Source organism: Pseudomonas delhiensis (assembly GCF_900187975.1).
GTDB classification, from domain to species: Bacteria; Pseudomonadota; Gammaproteobacteria; order Pseudomonadales; family Pseudomonadaceae; genus Pseudomonas; species Pseudomonas delhiensis.
Genome location: NZ_FZPC01000011.1, coordinates 13,754 through 33,269 on the forward strand (window position 1 = coordinate 13,754; position 19,516 = coordinate 33,269).

Annotated in this window: 16 protein-coding genes; 11 read left to right on the forward strand and 5 right to left on the reverse strand. The window is 60.1% G+C overall.

The genetic code is table 11. The features are described 5' to 3' along the window. Nucleotides 1-62: 62 nt before the first annotated feature. From CHC02_RS11475 to CHC02_RS29910, 5 genes are all read left to right on the forward strand, one after another. The gene (locus CHC02_RS11475; RefSeq protein ID WP_089391604.1) at nucleotides 63-2,480 is read left to right on the forward strand and encodes a glucose/quinate/shikimate family membrane-bound PQQ-dependent dehydrogenase; all 2,418 of its coding nucleotides are present in this window, start codon (nucleotides 63-65) and stop codon (nucleotides 2,478-2,480) included. Between the two features lie 98 nt (nucleotides 2,481-2,578). Next, nucleotides 2,579-3,838: a carbohydrate porin gene (locus CHC02_RS11480; RefSeq protein ID WP_244160969.1), complete on the forward strand. Its 1,260-nt coding sequence runs from the start codon at nucleotides 2,579-2,581 to the stop codon at nucleotides 3,836-3,838. A gap of 286 nt (nucleotides 3,839-4,124) precedes the next feature. Further along, nucleotides 4,125-5,735, forward strand: coding sequence for an FMN-binding glutamate synthase family protein (locus tag CHC02_RS11485; protein ID WP_089391605.1), 1,611 nt, complete (start codon nucleotides 4,125-4,127; stop codon nucleotides 5,733-5,735). Between the two features lie 142 nt (nucleotides 5,736-5,877). Next, complete coding sequence (locus tag CHC02_RS30530) at nucleotides 5,878-6,234, forward strand: YdcA family protein (RefSeq protein ID WP_089391606.1); 357 nt, start codon at nucleotides 5,878-5,880, stop codon at nucleotides 6,232-6,234. 598 nt (nucleotides 6,235-6,832) lie between these two features. After that, a complete protein-coding gene (locus tag CHC02_RS29910) occupies nucleotides 6,833-7,279 on the forward strand; it encodes a hypothetical protein (protein ID WP_139210218.1) in 447 nt (148 codons plus the stop codon). Nucleotides 7,280-7,900: 621 nt separating this feature from the next. Here the strand turns inward: CHC02_RS29910 and CHC02_RS29915 are convergent. The 3 genes from CHC02_RS29915 to CHC02_RS29925 form a co-directional block, all read right to left on the reverse strand. Then, a complete protein-coding gene (locus CHC02_RS29915) occupies nucleotides 7,901-8,254 on the reverse strand; it encodes a hypothetical protein (RefSeq protein ID WP_139210219.1) in 354 nt (117 codons plus the stop codon). Nucleotides 8,255-8,808: 554 nt separating this feature from the next. Beyond that, nucleotides 8,809-10,119: a phenylacetate--CoA ligase family protein gene (locus tag CHC02_RS29920; protein ID WP_139210220.1), complete on the reverse strand. Its 1,311-nt coding sequence runs from the start codon at nucleotides 10,117-10,119 to the stop codon at nucleotides 8,809-8,811. 37 nt (nucleotides 10,120-10,156) lie between these two features. Next, complete coding sequence (locus CHC02_RS29925) at nucleotides 10,157-10,372, reverse strand: hypothetical protein (RefSeq protein WP_139210221.1); 216 nt, start codon at nucleotides 10,370-10,372, stop codon at nucleotides 10,157-10,159. 1,051 nt (nucleotides 10,373-11,423) lie between these two features. Between CHC02_RS29925 and CHC02_RS11500 the strand changes: the two genes are divergently transcribed. Continuing rightward, nucleotides 11,424-12,032, forward strand: a complete 609-nt coding sequence (locus CHC02_RS11500) for a redoxin domain-containing protein (protein WP_167364831.1) — start codon at nucleotides 11,424-11,426, stop codon at nucleotides 12,030-12,032. Nucleotides 12,033-12,599: 567 nt separating this feature from the next. Here the strand turns inward: CHC02_RS11500 and CHC02_RS11505 are convergent. Together CHC02_RS11505 and CHC02_RS11510 are read right to left on the reverse strand one after the other, a co-directional pair. Beyond that, nucleotides 12,600-13,106, reverse strand: a complete 507-nt coding sequence (locus tag CHC02_RS11505) for a GNAT family N-acetyltransferase (protein WP_089391609.1) — start codon at nucleotides 13,104-13,106, stop codon at nucleotides 12,600-12,602. A 209-nt stretch (nucleotides 13,107-13,315) separates the two neighbouring features. After that, the gene (locus CHC02_RS11510; protein ID WP_089391610.1) at nucleotides 13,316-15,082 is read right to left on the reverse strand and encodes an FAD-dependent monooxygenase; all 1,767 of its coding nucleotides are present in this window, start codon (nucleotides 15,080-15,082) and stop codon (nucleotides 13,316-13,318) included. Here CHC02_RS11510 and CHC02_RS29930 point away from each other — a divergent pair. From CHC02_RS29930 to CHC02_RS11530, 5 genes are all read left to right on the forward strand, one after another. Beyond that, a complete protein-coding gene (locus CHC02_RS29930; protein WP_139210222.1) occupies nucleotides 15,081-15,392 on the forward strand; it encodes a hypothetical protein in 312 nt (103 codons plus the stop codon). The two genes, CHC02_RS11510 and CHC02_RS29930, sit on opposite strands and share 2 nt — an antisense overlap. A gap of 235 nt (nucleotides 15,393-15,627) precedes the next feature. Beyond that, nucleotides 15,628-15,891, forward strand: a complete 264-nt coding sequence (locus CHC02_RS11515) for a type B 50S ribosomal protein L31 (RefSeq protein WP_089391611.1) — start codon at nucleotides 15,628-15,630, stop codon at nucleotides 15,889-15,891. After that, nucleotides 15,891-16,040 carry a type B 50S ribosomal protein L36 gene (ykgO, locus tag CHC02_RS11520; RefSeq protein WP_009619020.1) on the forward strand — a complete coding sequence of 50 codons (150 nt, stop codon included), beginning with the start codon at nucleotides 15,891-15,893 and terminating at the stop codon, nucleotides 16,038-16,040. The genes CHC02_RS11515 and ykgO overlap by 1 nt, the downstream gene beginning before the upstream one ends. Nucleotides 16,041-16,682: 642 nt before the next feature. Continuing rightward, entirely contained in the window at nucleotides 16,683-18,206 is a 1,524-nt protein-coding gene (locus CHC02_RS11525) for a phospholipase effector Tle1 domain-containing protein (RefSeq protein WP_167364832.1), read from the forward strand. After that, entirely contained in the window at nucleotides 18,203-18,847 is a 645-nt protein-coding gene (locus tag CHC02_RS11530; RefSeq protein ID WP_089391613.1) for a DUF2931 family protein, read from the forward strand. Before CHC02_RS11525 ends, CHC02_RS11530 begins: the two co-directional genes overlap by 4 nt. Nucleotides 18,848-19,516 lie beyond the last annotated feature (669 nt).

The following is a 19,516-nucleotide window of genomic DNA, read 5'->3' on the forward strand; positions in this document are numbered from 1 at the left end:
CCATTTAGTTAATTAGCTTGCTAAGGGTATAATTCGCACCCCCACACTGCGAGATTCCCGGCATGAAACAAGCACAGCGCGCCTCCGGCGCCAGCACCTTCATCCTGGTCGGCCTGGGGGCGCTCATCGCCCTGCTCGGCCTCGCCCTGGCCGCCGGCGGCGCACGCCTGGCCAGCCTGGGCGGTTCCTGGTACTTCCTCATCGGCGGTTTGGCCATGGCCCTGGCCGGCGTCCTGGTGGCGCTGCGCAAGCCGGCCGGCGCCTGGCTGTTCGGCGCCTTCCTGGCGGGCACCGCCCTCTGGGCCCTGGCCGACGTCGGCCTGCAGTTCTGGCCGCTGGTCTCGCGGCTGTTCATGTTCGGCGCCATCGGCCTGGCGGTGGCGCTGGTCTACCCCATGCTGGTGCGCGCCTCCGGCGGCGTCGGCGGGCGCGGCGCCTATGGCGTGGCCGCGGTGCTCGCCGTGCTGCTGGCGGTGGCCGCCGGCAACATGTTCGTCGCCCACCCCAGCGTGGCCCCCAGCGGGGACGGCCCCGGCCTGACCCCGGTGGACCCGGCCCACGCCCAGAAGGACTGGGCCCACTACGGCAACACCGAGGGCGGCAGCCGCTTCGCCGCGCTGGACCAGATCAACCGCGGCAACGTCGACAAGCTGGAGGTGGCCTGGACCTACCACACCGGTGATGTCGCGGTCAGCGACGGCAACGGCGCCGAGGACCAGCTCACCCCGCTGCAGGTGGGCGACAAGGTGTTCATCTGCACCCCGCACAACAACCTGATCGCGCTGGATGCCGACACCGGCAAGCAGCTGTGGAAGAACGAGATCAACGCGCAGTCCAAGGTCTGGCAGCGCTGCCGCGGCCTGGCCTACTTCGACGCGACCAGGGCCGTCGTCCAGCCCAGCCAGCCCGGCAGCACCCCGGTCACCGCCGTCGGCGTGCCGGCCGGCGCCAACTGCCTGCGCCGCCTGCTGACCAACACCATCGACGCCCGCCTGATCGCCGTGGACGCCGACACCGGCGCCTTCTGCCAGGGCTTCGGCGTCAATGGCCAGGTGGACCTCAAGGCCGGCTTGGGCGACGTGCCGGATTCCTACTACCAGCTCAGCTCCGCGCCGCTGATGGCCGGCACCACGGTGGTGGTCGGCGGGCGCGTCGCCGACAACGTCCAGACCGACATGCCCGGCGGCGTGATCCGCGGCTTCGACGTCATCAGCGGGCAGATGCGCTGGGCCTTCGACCCGGGCAACCCGCAGGACCGGCAGGCCCCGGCGGCGGGCGGCACCTACGTGCGCAGCACCCCCAACAGCTGGGCGCCGATGTCCTACGACGCGGCGATGAACACCGTCTTCCTGCCCATGGGCAGCTCCTCCACCGATATCTACGGCGTGGAGCGCACGAAGCTCGACCACACCTACGGCGCCTCGGTGCTGGCCCTGGACGCCACCACCGGCGCCCAGAAGTGGGTGTACCAGACCGTGCACAACGACCTCTGGGACTTCGACCTGCCCATGCAGCCGAGCCTGGTGGACTTCCCCATGGCCGACGGCAGGCAGGTGCCGGCCGTGGTGATCGGCACCAAGGCCGGGCAGATCTACGTGCTCGACCGCGCCACCGGCAAGCCGCTGACCCAGGTCGACGAAGTGCCGGTCAAGGCCGCCAACATCCCCAACGAACCCTACGCGCCGACCCAGCCGAAGTCCGTCGGCATGCCGCAGATAGGCGCGCAGACCCTGACCGAGTCGGACATGTGGGGCGCCACTCCCTATGACCAGTTGCTGTGCCGCATCGACTTCAGGAAGATGCGCTACGACGGCCTGTACACCGCGCCGGGCACCGACCTCTCGCTGAGCTTCCCCGGCTCCCTGGGCGGCATGAACTGGGGCAGCCTGTCCACCGACCCGGTGCACGGCTTCATCTTCGTCAACGACATGCGCCTGGGCCTGTGGGTGCAGATGATCCCCTCGGCCAACAAGGGCCAGGCCGCCGGCGGCGGCGAGGCGCTGAACACCGGCATGGGCGCGGTGCCGCTCAAGGGCACGCCCTACGCGGTGAACAAGAACCGCTTCCTCTCGGTGGCCGGCATCCCCTGCCAGGCGCCGCCCTTCGGCACCCTCAGCGCCATCGACCTGAAGACCCGCAAGATCGCCTGGCAAGTGCCGGTGGGTACCGTGGAAGACACCGGCCCGCTGGGCATCCGCATGCACCTGCCGATCCCCATCGGCCTGCCGACCCTCGGCGGCACCCTGTCCACCCAGGGCGGCCTGGTGTTCATCGCCGGCACCCAGGACTTCTACCTGCGCGCCTTCGACAGCGGCAACGGCAGGGAAATCTGGAAGGCCCGCCTGCCGGTGGGCAGCCAGGGCGGCCCGATGACCTACGTCTCGCCCAAGACCGGCAAGCAGTACATCGTGGTCACCGCCGGCGGCGCCCGCCAGTCGCCGGACCGCGGCGACTACGTGCTGGCCTACGCCCTGCCCTGAACCCGACGCCCGCCACCCGACGCCCGCCACCCGGCGGGCGCCTCCTTCCGGCGCGGCCCCGGGGGCCGTGTCTTCCCTCATCCGGTAAGTGTTCCGTCATGCGACTCCCCTCCACCTCCCTGCGCCTGCTGCTGGGCGCCGCCTGCCTCACCCCGTCCCTGGCCCTGGCCGACGAGCCGCTCCAGCGTTCGACCCTGACCGGCGACTGGGGCGGCCTGCGCCACCAACTGGACGACGAGGGCATCCGCTTCAGCGGCGAATACAGCGGCGAGACCGTCTACAACGCCGACGGCGGCCTGAAGCGCTCGGCGCGCTACTCGCAGAACCTCAGGCTCGGCGTGCAGTTCGACCTGGGCAAGCTCTACGGCCTGGACAACGGCGGCCTGGTGCAACTGACCCTCAACGACCGCCGCGGCAACGACGGCTCCGGCGACCTGGTGGGCAACCGCCTGCCGGTCCAGGAGAACTACGGCGGCCTCTACACCCGCCTCACCGAACTGAGCTACGAGCGCACCCTGTTCACCCCGGCGCTGGACGTGAAGCTCGGCTACATGGCCATGGGCAACGACCTCGGCGGCCTGGACAGCGGCATCCTCTGCAACTTCATGAACGCCGGCTTCTGCGGCCACCCGCTGAACATGTCCGGCGGCAGCGGCTGGGCCAACTACCCCAACGCCCACCTGGGCGTGCGCCTGAAGTACAGCTTCTCGCCGGCCTGGCAACTGCGCGTGGCGGCCTTCAACGTCGACCCCGAGAGCAACGGCAATTCCAGCCGGGCCTGGCACCTCACGCCCAAGCACAGCACCGGCACCGTGGTGCCCATCGAACTGGTCCACAAGCGCCTGGGCGAGCTGCCCGGCGAATACAAGCTGGGCTGGTACTACGACAGCTCCGACGCCCAGCGCATCGGCAGCGACGAGGAAGTGGCCGGCCGCGGCGGCCACTACTTCCTCCTGGACCAGGCCGTCTGGCACGCACAGGGCCTGCCGGGGCAGCGCCTGCACCTGTTCGGCCAGGCCTCCGTGGCCAGCTCGGCGGCCTCGCCCTTCAGCAAGTGGTACAGCGCAGGCGTGGTGCTCTACCAGCCCTTCGCCGAACGCCCGCGCGACACCCTGGCCCTGGGCTTCGGCCGCGCCGTGCCCAACCCGCGCAGCCGAGAGGTGCAGGAGGCCAACGGCCAGGCCTACCCCGGCCTGGACAACGCCGAGCGCCTGGTCGAACTGAGCTACGGCTACCAGGCCACGCCCTGGTTGCTGCTGCGCCCGGACGTGCAGTACGTGATCGAACCGGGCGCCTTCTCCGGGCAGAACATTGACAACGCCCTGGTCTTCGGCCTGCAGGTCAAGGCCACGCTCTGATCCGCACCGCCGGCCGCCAGCGAGCGGCGGCCGGCGCGCCAATGTTGCAGTTCGCGGCACAAGCTTTCTCAGCGACGGAAAATATCGTTAGCTTGCTTTCTTTTTTCCCCGCTTCGGGCTAAGTTCGGCCTCGCAAGCCTTCCACAGCATAAGAATCCGCCCGCAACGCCCAGCCCATTGGCCTTCGCCCGAGCGCAGCGGCGCAACGCCTGCCATGCTCAATGGCGGTCCGCTGTGCCATGCCGGCAGCCCACCCCCGTGATCAAGCCCGACGACTGGAGATTCCATGAACCTGTCGCTGCTAAGCCGTTACGCCTTTTTCGCCGCTTGTGTGCTCTTCACCCTGTTCAGCCTGCCCTTCCTCGGGCACGACTGGGTCTGGCCCTTCACCCTGGTGACCCTCGCCCTCAGCCTGCTGGGCGTGTTCGACCTGCTGCAGGCGCCCCACGCGGTGCGGCGCAACTACCCGATCCTCGGCAACATCCGCTACCTGGTCGAAGGCATCCGCCCGGAAATCCGCCAGTACCTGCTCGAAGGCGACCGCGAGGCCCTGCCCTTCTCCCGCGCCCAGCGCGGCCTGGTCTACGCCCGCGCCAAGCAGGAAACCGCCGACAAGCCCTTCGGCACCCTCATCGACGTCTACGAGTCCGGCTTCGAGTTCATCGCCCACTCCATCCGCCCCGCGCCCCTGGCCGACCCCAGCACCTTCCGGGTGATGGTCGGCGGGCCGGAATGCAGGCAGCCCTACTCCATCTCGGTGTTCAACATCTCCGCCATGAGCTTCGGCGCGCTGAGCGCCAACGCCATCCGCGCGCTGAACAAGGGCGCGCGCATGGGCAACTTCATCCACGACACCGGCGAAGGCAGCATCAGCCCCTACCACCGCGAGTACGGCGGCGACCTCACCTGGGAACTGGGCAGCGGCTACTTCGGCTGCCGCACGGATGACGGCCGCTTCGACCCCGAGCGCTTCGCCGCCCAGGCCGCCAGCCCGCAGGTGAAGATGATCGAGATCAAGCTCAGCCAGGGCGCCAAGCCCGGCCACGGCGGCATCCTGCCCAAGCACAAGGTCACCGCCGAAATCGCCGCCACCCGCGGCGTGCCCATGGGCCAGGACTGCATTTCGCCCTCTAGCCACAGCGAATTCAGCACGCCCCGGGAACTGCTGGACTTCATCGTCCGCCTGCGCGAACTCTCCGGCGGCAAGCCGGTGGGCTTCAAGCTGTGCATCGGCCACCCCTGGGAATTCATGGGCATCGCCAAGGCCATGCACGAAACCGGCATCCTCCCCGACTTCATCGTGGTCGACGGCAAGGAAGGCGGCACCGGCGCCGCCCCCGTGGAATTCGTCGACCACATGGGCCTGCCGATGCGCGAAGGCCTGCTGTTCGTGCACAACACCCTGGTCGGCCTGAACCTGCGCGACAAGATCCGCGTCGGCGCCAGCGGCAAGGTGGTCAGCGCCTTCGACATCGCCAGCGTGCTGGCCATGGGCGCCGACTGGGCCAACTCGGCGCGCGGCTTCATGTTCGCCATCGGCTGCATCCAGAGCCAGAGCTGCCACACCAACAAATGCCCCACCGGTGTGGCCACCCAGGACCCGCTGCGCCAACGCGCCCTGGTGGTGCCGGACAAGGCCGAACGCGTCTACAACTTCCACCGCAACACCCTGAAAGCCCTGGCCGAAATGCTCGCCGCCGCCGGCCTGCGCCACCCCTCGGAAGTGGAAGCCAAGCACCTGGTGCGCCGCGTCTCCTCCAGCGAAATCCGCCTGTTCGCCCACCTGCACTACTTCCTCAAGCCGGGCGAACTGCTCAGCGGCAATATCGAGGGGGAGTTCTACGAGCGCATGTGGCGCATGGCGCGCAGTGACAGCTTCGAGGCCAATGGGGCCTGATAAGCCTGTGTGTGTTCGTTTCCGGCCGGTGTTCGCTGCAATGGCGGCACCGACCGGGATATACGACGAAGGTAAAGACTGAAGGCGAATTCCTTGTCTGAGGATAGGTCCGAGAGATAGCATCGGGCCATTACCCGCAAGGATGCTCGACGTGCCAGGACCGCTACGCCTCTTCCTCCTCCTCGCCATCGCGCTTGCCGGGCTTTCGCTCCAGGCCCACGCCGGCAATAAGCCCTGCTCCGGTAGCAAGGGCGGGATTGCCCGGTGCGATGGCGATCTATTCCTTTGCAATGACGGCTCGATCAGTGGATCGAAGCGGAGTTGTTCGGCCTATCTGGGTGGGGCGAGCGGTTCTGGTAGCCAGGCCACGCCGTCCCTGCAGCGCTTTTCGGGTGCCTCCAGCGAATGCGGTTGTGGTTCCGGTAGTTTCTGTACGGGGCCTCGGGGCGGGGTTTATTGCCTGACGCCGGGTGGGCGGAAGAGTTATGTGAGGAGGTGAGTGATTTGCCAGGGCTCGGACTAAAGGGGGCAACAGAGCGGACAGGTCGGTGGTTGGCAGTTATCGGCCAGAAGCGGTCATCCGGTGGTGTCTACGAATCTAGTAACGATTCAGGCTGGCCCCCTTCCCCGCATCGCGTACTACCGGACCAACCACGCTCATATCGAGAGTACCTACCTATGGACCGAAATTGAGGGTTCTGCCAACTGGAGCAGCGTCTACGCGGGCAAAATTCTTGACGAGGTTCAGCAAGGCAAGGGCCAGCTCAAAGACATGGGCGCCTACCTGTTCAACGCTGCTGCCGGCGCCGATCCGACTGAGCGGTAATCACAGATCCTTGAACATATCCTAATAGCTTGCACCGCGTATGGGGCGGGATTCCGGCGTTGCGCAAATCAGGCAAACGTCGCCGTATAGGCTAGTCTCCATCATGGCTGTGGCCGAAGATGCACCAACGTAAAGAGCGTGTGAGGACTTATAGAGCTCAGGATTTTCACATTGATAATTTCTGGTATTGAGTGCGTAAAACTGAGAATTTCTCGCCAAGCTATTTGGCAAATGATTCTGTATTTTCAAATAACGACTAAGAGCGAAATATATGAAAAATGAGCCAGTAGAAATTAGTAACGAAGATGCTCAATTGGTAGAGATTTCCAAGCCAAAGATAGCAGTATTGGATGCAAGGTGGGTGAATTTTGACTTCCAATTTTCGACATGGGTTGACGATCATCGACATTGGGATGCGCCGTCGAATTTGATTATCTATAACGACGGAAGCTGGTTTGCATTTGCAACCCACTTGGCCCAGATGCGACGAAACAACAATGTAGGCGTGGACATCGGCTTTGGGTGCAAGTTTGAGGTGGATGTTCAGTTCAAGAATGCCCAGGGAGCGATCATCTACGCACGGACCTATAATCTAGCTTCGCTCCCCTACAAAGGCTCTGCTGACAACAAGACCCAGCAAGGGACGGATGGCAGTTACGCCGCAGTGAGTGGGCAGATCGCTACTGGCTCTGCTACTAGATGGTTTAGAGAGTATTGAGCTTATTATTTAAGGTTGCCGAACTGATTTCTAAGATAATCATGTTTTCGAGCATCTTAGCAACCGGCAACCCCTTTCCCTTAACTTGCGACCTAGGTGCACGGGTTAATCTACTCAGGGAAGAGAGATGGGACAGGTTTATCTATAGAGATGCCGTCCGCTATTGGCCGTTCTCTGCCACTCACGAACGCCTGCAATGGGACGATGCCGCTGGCCAGAGGCAGCTTCCGCCCTATGGCGGCCGAATCGCCGCTGGCGGGACTGCCTGCTCCGCGCTTTCAGAATTTTGTATTCTCAATCGTGACAATTTCGATGTCTGCTGACCTCTAACTAGCACAAGGTATATCTATTCATGTTTTGCTCGTGCGCGCCAACCTAACGCCGGCGTCGATTTTACGCGAGCGACTGGTTTTTTTAACGAAACCGAACATGGATATGAAATTCTTAAGCGCTGAACATCAAGGGGGCCTAACCAAGGAGCACGTCCCATTCCAGACACTGAAGGGAATAGTTTCATTATCTTCGATCAGACTTTTGACTCAACTGGGTACGCCCAACCAGCAAACCTCTAGTTTACCGCTTCGCGTTTGAAGGAGTCGGGAAAACATCGCTTGGTCTGGATCACGAAATCCAAGAGCGGCCAACTACTCCTATTGCAGTAGTCTCCTTTCCATTAACAGTTAACATTAGCTTAACTGGATCATGAATTTTTATTATCTCACCAGAAGAAAATAGACCTCGATGACCAACCCGAAAACTAATCAACGGTCCAGCAGTTGTCTTATAATAAGCAGGAAAGAAAATTGATTCACTTGCGTCAACTACTCTAGCTGAGATAGGCAGCATACTTTCAGCGATGGAAATGTTGGAAATTTCTCCAAACCCCATAATCTGATGTGAATTACTCCTGCTGAATTGTGGATCAAATTCAATTTCTCCATAGCGGAAGCGCTGTTCATATTTATCTGCTGGCATGAAGATCTTCTTATCTAAGAGCTCTCGAATTCGATGCCAAATGCGCTGACATTTTTCTGATCCAAAAAAGCAAATGTCAACCTCATGCTGCAGGCAAATAGGCGAAAAGGCCCCGCAACTCCCACTAATTCCGATTTCCTCAATTTCAATCTCTAATAAACTCAGTACGTGCAGGAAATCAACACTCTGTCGACCAATACTGTCCAAAAATTTCTGAGATATCGAACAAGGCTCGACCGATTTTATTATTTCGTTCTTTCTTAAAATTGCGACCCTACCAAAGGTCTCTGCTATGACGGATTCATTTTTTTTTAGGACCTGTTGATACTCCGGGTCAGGTGCTGAAAAAACCTTCCAAATCGGCCTGTTGTCAACGTATCGAACCTTAGTGGGGGATAGATCTATTGTTAGGTGTGAGGGGGAGTAAGCTAGAATTGCCGAAACTCCTATCGAGCTAAAGTTAGAGCTGAAGCTCCCGCAGCCATACCAAATAGATCCATTGGATGTGGTGAGAATTGAATAAGGCCTTTCGAGAATTGAGTGTTGTGCGCCTGTCATTGCTTTGGCATCCGAACTGTACTTTCGTCTATTTCTCCGAAGTCAACAAAGATCTCTTCTGAATGTCCGTCGGAGTTGATAATTCCTTTTATAAGATCTCTTAAGGATTTGTCATTTTTATGATTTTTAGAAAGTTCAATACGGATGCCAGGCTTAGCTTGGTCATTATGGCTTTTTTTAGCCGAGGTGAGTTCTCTCATCACTTGAATCTTGGGAGGCCCATAGGAGCTAGGTATTCCTAGCATTTTTTGATTTGGGGTGTGCCACTTGTTAATTTGCTCAATGGAATCTAGCCTTTCTAACAATTCATATCCACCAATTACCAGTTGCCCATCCTTTGAGAATACGGAGTCTCCTGTTTTTCCGCACGGTAAAAAAGAAAAGTCAATTGCGCACTTTCTTACCCTGACTATATCTCCAGTTCGATAGCGTATAATTGGCTGCACCCTTGAAAACGGCAGTAGACAGGTAAGTACAAGTTCGCCGGAATCAGACAGCGCTCGCAGTCCTGTTAATGGATTAATTATTTCCGGGATCACCCATGGCTGAACATGATATGCTTTACAGATGTTGCATTGCGGGCTGCCTGAGCCTAATATCTCTGATATCGCATATGCGTCAGTCAGTTCGGTTAAGTATGTCTCTCCGAGCAATTTTCGCCACTTGCTAGTAACAAAGCTCCCATAGCCAATTAAATAATCTGGCCCGCCAAAAGGAGAGAAAATCTTTTCTTTAGCTAAATCCTGCATTGCTGCAAGGTTTTTTAATTGATTTGAAGGACCGCAAACCCCAGTAATAGACTCACCAAAGATCTTCGGAGAATCTCTAATTATTTTCTTAATCGCCGCATAGTGAAATGGCTTTTGTAGTGGGAATGATATTTCTTTTGCGTGCTTATAGTGTCTAGCGCCATGCGTGCCATTATCTATCCTCAGTGTTAGTCCGGCCGATAAGTTACTTATAGTTAACTGGCGGCAAAGGTCATCCTCTTCTGGTGAACGGTATACAAAGGCAGGCTCTGCTAGATTTTTAAGTTTAAGTTCACCCCCTAAAGTACTTGCATCCAGATAGTCCCCCCAAGTTGTGCCGCTAGAAATATTTATCGACCCAACATCCGGGCGACAGGTGAGCATCGATGCCCCGCTTTTAGAAATATCTATTTTAGAAATTAGGGGAATTGATTCTAGATCGCTTAAGGAGCGAATTTTGACTGATTTTAAATTGGAATAGAAAAGTGTTTTTTCTGCGGAAAATCTAACTGTCTCGCATAATAACTCCAAACGCATCTCTGCATGAGCTACTTCCATGAAATCTCTCCGAGAGTTTAGGGATGCCACAGAAATATTATGCGTGCCTATGTTCGAGCAGAGCGTGCGCCTGCTTCATAGAGGATGAGCCGCCACTACTGAACTCAGCAACAACCTTTATGCATTTTTCATGATCTTCAATGCTTATCGTCCGCTCTTTGTACGCAATGGCAATGGCAGTTACGGCACGCTTAAAAACCTCAACTTCATGTGCTGATAAATCTTCTGGGATAGAAATTTCAATTTCTTTCATGATCACACCTCTGTATATATTTATATATGAACATAAATACTGCAAAATAAAGCGTAGCATTTTGCATTGGGAAGTCAACCTCCTGGAGGTTGACTTACTCTATACTGATTGCGTGATTTATATATTTCTCGAAGTTTATTTAATGCTCCCAATGCAAAAATCTTTGACTCATAAAATCATTTGATTTATAGCGCAATGCGCAACGCAGGCCATCTACATAATCAGCCGATTTAACCGCGTTCGATATTCAATGCTTATTTTCTGTCTATCCAACTATCGCGGCTGTCGTTGGGGAGCTTCATGGGGATATACACAGAAAGGGAGTTCACATCATGTGCTCACTGAGTGAGTGCATGAGTTTTGCATTCTCAGTCGTCGGGAGTACTCAGGATCGAAAAAAGCTTTCCGATACCGGTTTCAGTACTAAGAGATCAAGCAGTCTCAGCTTGCGTGTGATTATGAAGAGACCAATCGATACTTGATTGCCTATCTGTGGCCGAACTTCAGGTAGTGCTATTGGCGCAGCGGTGGCATCGTAGAAGACTGAAATTCCGTGACGGTGGCTGATTCGGCCGGGTCGCCGCCAATGCGCATAAACTTCATATCTGGACTCCTTCTCATCGATGAATATGGTACGTACCTTCAGTCTGGCACTCGTGGTGTCGAGGTGAGGGCGAATCCAACCCAACCCATTGCTTCTGGCCTATACCCGCCGGCCGCGACTGACCGATCTCTGCCCGCCACCGGCAGAGATCGACCCATGGCAGCCCATGCCGCAGGTGAAGACTTGCAGTGTGGTCGCGCAGGCACGAGACGGCCAGAGCCAGCGTTCGGGGCGGCATGGCCAGGCCAGTCCGGCATTTCGCTCACGGCCTACTAGATTGATGTAGGCCATGCCTGTTCACTCGAGGCCATGAGAATCGCCCGAGCTGCTTTCCGAACTCCTGACCAAGGATTTGCTGAGGGCTGCACTCGTACGCGGCGACGCACAATCCATTGCCTCGAGCCTACCTCGCGCAAATCAGTAACTTACCTATCAAAGGAGCGCAGCATGAAAGCCAAGCTACTTGCAATAACCGCCTTTCTTGCGGTCTCGCTTTGGTCTGCCGTAGCAGGCGCAGCGGCAATCGTCGGTCACACCGCTCCCAACTTTACCGCCACCGATAGCAACGGCCATGCGGTTTCCCTATCCAGCTACAAGGGAAAGTCCGTTGTGCTGGAGTGGATGAACCCCGACTGCCCATTCACCCAGGAACACTACCGCAGCGGAGTTATGCAGTCGTTGCAGCAGGACGCCAGCGACACAGGCGACGTCTGGCTGACCATCAATACCGCTGCCGCCAACAGCGCTTCAGCCCGGTCAGCGCCGGCGTTGAATGCCTGGCTCGAAGAAATGAAATCCAGCCCCACCGCCCTGTTGATCGACTCAGGCGCCGCCGTGGCCAAACTCTACGGAGCCAAGACCACGCCCCACATGTTCGTAGTCGATCCTGATGGCATATTGATCTACGCCGGCGCCATCGACGATAAGCGCAGCGTGGCCCTTGAGGCCATGAAGGTGGCACACAATTACGTCAGGGCTGCACTGAACGAAAGCCTCGACGGCAAGCCGGTTGCCACCGCCTCGACTCAGCCCTATTGCTGCCCCGTGGAGTACTAAAGCCGGACAGGAGCAGACTGGTCTGTCTCGGAGTTGGTGGATAGGTAGTTAAGCGCTACTGCTCGCGATTCGCCGCTCAAACTTCATCGGGCTGGGATACTAGGGCCTGTTGCATACGGTGGCGCATGTTGCTGCCAACGACGGTACGCGAAGAGACATCCCCGCCAGATACAGCTACACGCAAAGGTTGCCTGTCGTCGCTTGCAACGCGAATGACTGCTTCTGGCCGTAAGCAGCCCTTCCGCTTTTAATCTTCGGCAGCGCCACACAACTGCGCAAGCTTCTCAGCAACCGCCCGATTGAAGGCCCACATCCCAGACTGAATCGCGGCGAGCGAAAGGATGAAGGCGATCAGCGATGGCGAGTTCAGCAGGACCAAGCCGTTGCGGCAGCACAAAGATGAAGCTGGAACTGCCTGGCGTTACGCTCCGCAGCCTTGGCATAGATAGATGAGAGCGCCCCACCTCTTCGCGCACGCAATGCAGTTCGCTCGACAAGTTTCATTGCATGCCCCTGCTTGGTTCATCCAGTTGACTAGTACAGGGTAGAAAAATAGGGGGCGCACTGTTACTCGACAGCCTCAAACGCCTCATGGTACTGCACAGTCCCCGTTGGCAACCCGCCGGCAAATGCCTGCGCCTGGAAGTATTCCCGGGGCACTCCAGGCAGTTCCAAACTCGGGTGGGCCTTGAAACCGAAGCGGCCATAGTAGCCAGGATCGCCCAGCACTACGCAGCCAATGCCGCCGAGGCGTCGCAGTTCCGCCAGCGCTGCTTTCATCAAGGCTGATCCAATGCCCTGGCCCTGGCGATCCGGCCATACGGAAATCGGCCCGAGTCCGTACCAGCCACTTGCTCCCGACGAGATTCGGACCGGCGAGATGGCGACATGGCCGATGACCTTGCCCTCTTCTACCGCCACCAGGGAAACGCTGAGTTGCCCGCAGCGGCGCAGGGCGTTGACGATGAATTGCTCGGTATGACTTGAGTGTTCTTCGTTTTCGAATGCCGCCGTGGTCAGGCGCGTGATGGCGTCGATGTCTTCGGGCTGTTCGTTGCGGATGGTCAGTCGCATGGCGATTTTCCCTTCAGTGTCCTGGTCGATGAGGCGGATGGCTCCCGGGTGTTCTCTGCCGATCACGACTGCAGTGCGATGGCCAAGGCACGTCGGGAACCATGCAGCTCGAGAGGTGGCCGCATCACTGGGATCCGCTGGCGACGAAACACGCATATTACCGCTGCGGCCCCTCCCTGGGCCGCTACTCCGCGGAACGTGGGAAGACCTCAGCCCCGCGCCAGCACCGCCTTGACCGCCCCCAGCAACAGGGCCTCGGCATCCGCCGGCGCCCCTTGCGAACGCCAGGCCACATGCAGGTCCGGCCGCACCAACAGGCAACCGTCCTCGTCTATCTCGCGCAGCCGTGCCCAGTCGCCGTAGCTGTCTTCGTAATCGAGGCCCAGGCCGATGCGGCGCGCCACCAGGTCGATGCCCAGTTCACGGGCCAGCGTCTCGGCGGCCTGGCGCCAGGCTTCGCCGCCGTGGCCGGTGAGCAGGGTCAGGCGGCCCTGGCCGCAGAGGTCGAGGGTGGACAGCTTGCGCCCGGCGGTGTCGTGCAGCCAGGCGTGCGGCAGGTGGGCGCCGGGCCAGGTGGTGGGGTGGAAGTAGAGTTCGCGGTCGCGGGTGTAGGCCGGCTCTTCGCTGCCGTCGGCCAGCACCGCGCCGCTGCGGTAGCGCTGCCCCAGTTCCACCCCGTGGCAGCTGAACTGGTAGTGCTGCAGTTGGATGGCCTGTTCCAGGGCGGCGCGGCGTTCGCGGCCCAGCGGGCTGTCGGCGCTCAGTTCGTGCAGGCTGTTCCAGCCCTCGGCCTCGCTCTGGCCCGGCTTGAAGCCCAGGGCGTTGGAGATCGGCAGCATGTTGCGCACGCTTTCCATGGCCCGGTCCACCACCTGGCGGCCGACGGGCTGGCGCTCGGCGGAGTAGCTGTCCAGCAACCCGGAGCCGGCCTGGCCCTTGAGCACCAGGGCCAGCTTCCAGGCCAGGTTGTAGGCGTCCTGCACCGAGGTGTTGGTGCCCAGGCCGTTGGCCGGCGGGTGGCGGTGCACGGCGTCGCCGCAGCAGAACACCCGGCCCTCGGAGTAGCGCTGGGCGACCACGTGGTTGATCTGCCACTTGCTGGTGGCGAGGATCTCCACCGGGATGTCGGCATCGCCAATCACCCGCCGCGCCCGCTCGATCACCGCGGCCTCGCCGAGGTCCGGCTCGCCCTGGGCGGGGTCGTACATGAACAGCATCACCCATTCGTTCCACGGGCGGACGCAGATGAAGGTGCCGCTGCCCACCCAGTAGTCGTTGCCCGGCTGGACCATCCAGTAGAGCACGCCCGGGCGGCTCTCGCAGTAGCGGCGCAGGTCGGCGCGCAGCCAGACGTTCACCGCGCAGCCCAGGCCCATCTCGCCTTCCAGCGGGATGCCGAGCAGTTCCATCACCCGGCTGCGGGCGCCGTCGGCGCCGATCATGTACTGGGCGCGCACGGTGAATTCGCGCCCGGTGCCGCGGTCGAGGATGCGCGCGGTGACGCCCTCCCCGTCCTGGGTGAAGTCCAGCAGTTCGTGGTTGAAGCGCATCTCGCTGCCCGCGCGCAGGGCCTCGTTGGCGAGGATCGGCTCCATCAGGTGCTGGGGGATGTTGCACATGGCCGAGGGGCTGGCCAGCTCATAGTCGGACTTGCGCTCGATGGCGTTGCCCCAGGTGAGCAGGCGGCCCAGTTCCTGGCCGCTGAAGCTGGTGGCCCAGACGTTGTTGGCCATCAGCTCGTGGGGGCTGGCGGCGGCCACCACCTGCGCCTCGACGCCCGCGTCGCGGAAGACCTCCATGGTGCGCTGGTTGGTGATGTGCGCCCGCGGGCTGTTGGCGGTCCAGCGGTACTTGTTGACCAGCAGGTTGCGGATGCCATAGCGCGACAGCAGCAGCGAGGCCGTGAGGCCGGACGGGCCGCCCCCGACGATCAGGACGGGGACTTCGATGACGTGGGAGGTGTTGTGCGGGTTCATGATCGTACTCCGTACTCTTGTTCTTGAAATCGGAAAGGTGCCCACCAGGGCGGGCGCGGTGGCCCAGCCCCTGCTCACGGATCGCGGGCAAGCCGAACCCGTGCCGCCTGCCATGGCTGCCGGCAAATACGAAAGGAAATGGGTACCGGGAACGGCGGTGCGCCGATCGGCCAGCGGTCCCGGCGTCGAAGCTGAAGCGGCCTGGGGCGGGCCCTCCAGCGCGCTCGACGTCGCCGACGAGAACCACGGTAATTCCGCAACGATACCGCCGGTAGTCCCGCTGAACGGCTCTCAGCGTTCCATTTTCTGAACGCTGGACACCACACCGCCGATGACAGGAACAAGCCCCTTCACATGCGACCGCGCACTGGTCGCTGGAGCCGCTCCCCGCGGTTGGGCAACGACCGGAAACCGGGCCCACCGATGGATCGACATGCCCGCGGCAGCCTCCCTGGAAGGCCCGGCCTTGAGCTACCGGACGTGTGGCGTTGCGAACTCTTCTCGATTAAATGTAATATTATTACATTACATACAGGAGATACCCCATGAAACCAGGCATCCACCCCGACTACCGTCCCGTGCTGTTCCACGACACCTCCGCCGACGTGTTCTACCTGATCCGCTCCACCGTGCAGACGGACAAGACCTACACCCACTCCGACGGCAACACCTACCCCTACATGACCCTGGACGTGTCCAGCGCCTCGCACCCGGTCTATACCGGCGAGCAGCGCAAGACCAAGTCCGAGGGCCGCGTGGCGGGCTTCAACAAACGTTTCGCCGGCTTCGTCGGCAACAAGGGGGCGTGATGAAGGTCCTCGCCTCCCTGAAGAAAGCCAAACTGCGCCACCGTGATTGCCAGGTGGTGAAGCGGCGCGGCCGGCTGTACGTGATCTGCAAATCCAACCCGCGCTTCAAGTGCGTGCAGGGCCGGCCCAAGCCGAAGGTCCGGCGTTGAGTTCCATGCTGCATGTTCCAGTGATGCTGGCGCCCAGCTCTAGCGATGGTGCCTCCGCGAGGCGGTTGTACCGCAGCCATTTCCGTGATTGCGGGCCCCTGCGCTGATGATTCTGACCCAGGCTGGAAGCTTGGGTCAGTAAGCGAACCCTCTTAGGGAATCCTGGTCGGCGCTGCTGCAGCGTAGGTCGGCGTACATCAGTGCAATTCGGACGCATCCTACATCGGTAACCACAGAGCTTCGGCTACCCTCGCAAACCGCCGATGTTCTGATCGGGAGTGGATGATTCAATGCGAGGGATTCTGATTGAGGGCGCTAGTCTGTCTTGGAGATAAAACCACATACGGCGAAGTCATATCGGCCACGACAACCTGGTTCGAGGGCGACAAAGCCATTGCTCAAACGGGCGACCTCGCCCTATGCCGTAAATGCAAAGGGGCGTTTCCCATCTATGGGACGGCATTCGACTGGTCGGAAAAGCAGCCGTATGTTGCTACGGGCGATAGAGTCCTCTGTGGATGTCCGGACCACGTGGTGTATGGCTCAGCCACCCAATACACCACTGTCGCATCCAGCTCCATGCCCGCCTCTACCCAATCGAGGAGCGTCAACGCGCCTGCCCCGTCGCCCGCCGGTGGCGCAATGCCGCCCGCCGCTGCGCCATTGAAAGCCGCCCCCAGGCCAGCTACGAACAGCCTCGCGGAAGAGGAGGAAGAAGAGGAAGAACTGGAGGACACCGGCATTACCTTGCGCCTGGGCCTGTTCTTCGATGGCACCGGAGACAATGCGCAGAACGTCCAGCTCGGGGCGCAATGCCAGGCTGGTGAGCTGGGCTACAGCGCTGAGGATCAGCAGGCCATGTTGATGCGCTGCCGCGACTTCCAGCGTGACCCGCGCAGCAGTTATGGACGGCAACCGACGAATATCTGGCGGTTGTTCAACCTATACCGGGACGAACTCCAACAACCGCTGGACCGCGCGGCTGGAGAGGTTGCTCTACGGGTTTATGCACCAGGAGTGGGTACCCGGACCAACGAGCCGGACGCAACCTTTCCCGATATGGCGCTGGGAACGGGCGAGCGTGGGGTGGAAGCGCAAATCAGCTTTGCTGCGCGGGAGACGCTGAAACGCATACGCCAGCTCGCTGGTAACAACCCGGCATTGCAGATCGCCTGTGTAAAAGTGGACTTGTTTGGTTTCAGCCGTGGCGCCGCCGCTGCACGGCATTTCCTCAATGACCTGGCACGTGACACCAAATCCTTGCTAGCCCAGGCCCTGCATGCCGGGAAGGCGCCGCTGGCCCCGGGCTTTCGCTGGCAAATCGGGGATGGGGTGCAAGTCGGAGTGCTCGGCTTGTTCGACACCCTGGCAGCCATCGGCTCCCTGGCCGATGGCTGGGACGTTCACGACGCACGCAATGGCGGCCTGGAGCTGTACCTGGCCCCAGGCTGCGCCGAGCGCGTGATCCACCTGGTAGCCGCTGACGAGCGGCGCCACAACTTCTCCCTCAACAGCGTCGAGCCGGGGTTCCGCGATACCTACCTGCCAGGCGCCCACGGCGACCTGGGCGGCAACTACCCAGCGCTGATGGAAGAACGATTGCTGCTGACTCCACCCTATGTGAGCGAAGCGGACAAGGAGAGGCCCGACGAGGAAACCGAGGCCTATCGCCAGGCCGTCGCCGCGTTGGAACACTGGAACCAATACGGGCTGATCGATCCTCGCCAGTCCAATGGCAGGCTCTATGTCGACTGCTATTCGATTCGCTCCACGGAAAGCCCCCTGCGGCGCAAGAATGTCTATGCCCAAGTGCGCCTGGAACGTCAGGTTCGTGGCGAGTATGGGCGTATTCCTTTGCGGATCATGCATGCATTGTCGGTGCGGGCTGGCGCTGCATTCAGGGCCATCGACGATGCTGACCCCGATCTAGCCATTCCTGCTCCCCTGCAATCAATTGCCGAGAAACTGATGGCCAGCACCGGGCAAGGTCACTCGATAGCCCTGACCGCAGCTGAGCAAGAATTGCTCTGGGCCCACTATGTCCACCAGTCCGACAATTGGAACGTCTATCCCGGTATGAGCGGTGGCCTGAAGGTGCAGTTCGTCGACCGCCCCGCTGCGTCCGGCGAACGGACCCGTCATCCCAATCGCAAGGGGTCCGCATGATGAAAGCAAGGCATTGGCTACTCATTACGATGCTCTATCTGTGTCAGGCAGGAGCAACGGAACCACCGATGCCGTTTTCCTCTTGGTACCTGGGGTTTGTGGCCCCGGACTATATGGATGTCTGGCTGGAAACGGCGGATGTCACCGATGTACGCGGAGCGACGTTCATGGGAGCCATGCAGGGAACCGTATCGATCTGGCAGCCTGAGAATGGGAAAGGTGATCCCACACGAGAACTGGGCCCCTACATTCTGGGGGCAGGAGTCAGCTTGTCCCTTGAACTGCCACAACGCCTGTTCGTGCGCTGGCAATCCCTGGTGGAGCCCCAGACCTACCGTGCCACAGTGGAGATTCCTGACTCTGCCCGTGAGCTGATGCGCAAGCGTGAACGGGTCAACTGCCCCATTACCGGTTGGGCTGATGAGTATCGCGACTCCTTGGCAGTGATGCTGGCCCCAGGGGGTGTCGTCAAGGTCTGGGTCAGCGGTAGTTGTTTCCCGGCCACACCGGTCGCTCATGTTCAGGCCGAGGTGGAGCCGTTGGGGCCATACGGTGGGAAGTCAGGCGGCCGCTATCGCCCGTTGGAGCCCGCCGCCAAGGCCTATATCGAGAAATACGGGGTTCCCTATGGCTCCTGGTGAGCCGGGGGTCCGCCTGATGAAAGCGTGGCATTGGTTACTCATTGCAGCGTTCCATATAGGCCACGTCGATGCGACGGAGCCGTCAATGCCTTTTCCTTCCTGGTATTAAGGCTTCGTGGCCCCGGACCACATGGATGTGTGACTGGAAACAACAGACGTCACCAATATACGGGGAGGCCTTCATACGGAAGCAATGCAAGGCGTTGTCTCCATATGGCAGCCTGAAGATGGAGCCGGTGATCCGACACGTGCGTTTGGGCCATACACAGGAGCTGCAATCGATCAGAAGCGGGTACCTATGCCTGGCTTGCCGGATGACGCTAAAGACATTGGGAAAATACATAAGGTTTGACTTCTGCAACCTTCTCGTCCTCAAGGGCCAAGATGACCCGCCACTCCAGGTTGCAGACGATTCGGGCAACCTGGAGTGGCGTATAGGTAGTCCCGTTGATCGTCAAAATACTTCTCTGCCTTGCGGCGTCTTACTTTGAAGCCCTTCTCTTCCAAGGCCGCACTCGCCTCGGTTGGTGATTTTTCCGCAAGCATCCAGGACTTCACTATCGCGTCGAATTCCGCTTGATCGAATGGATAGGGTTTGCGCAATGCAGGCGATTGCACAAAGCCAAGCTCTCGAAGTCATGATGCATCCTTTCATCTGGGCCGTTGCCT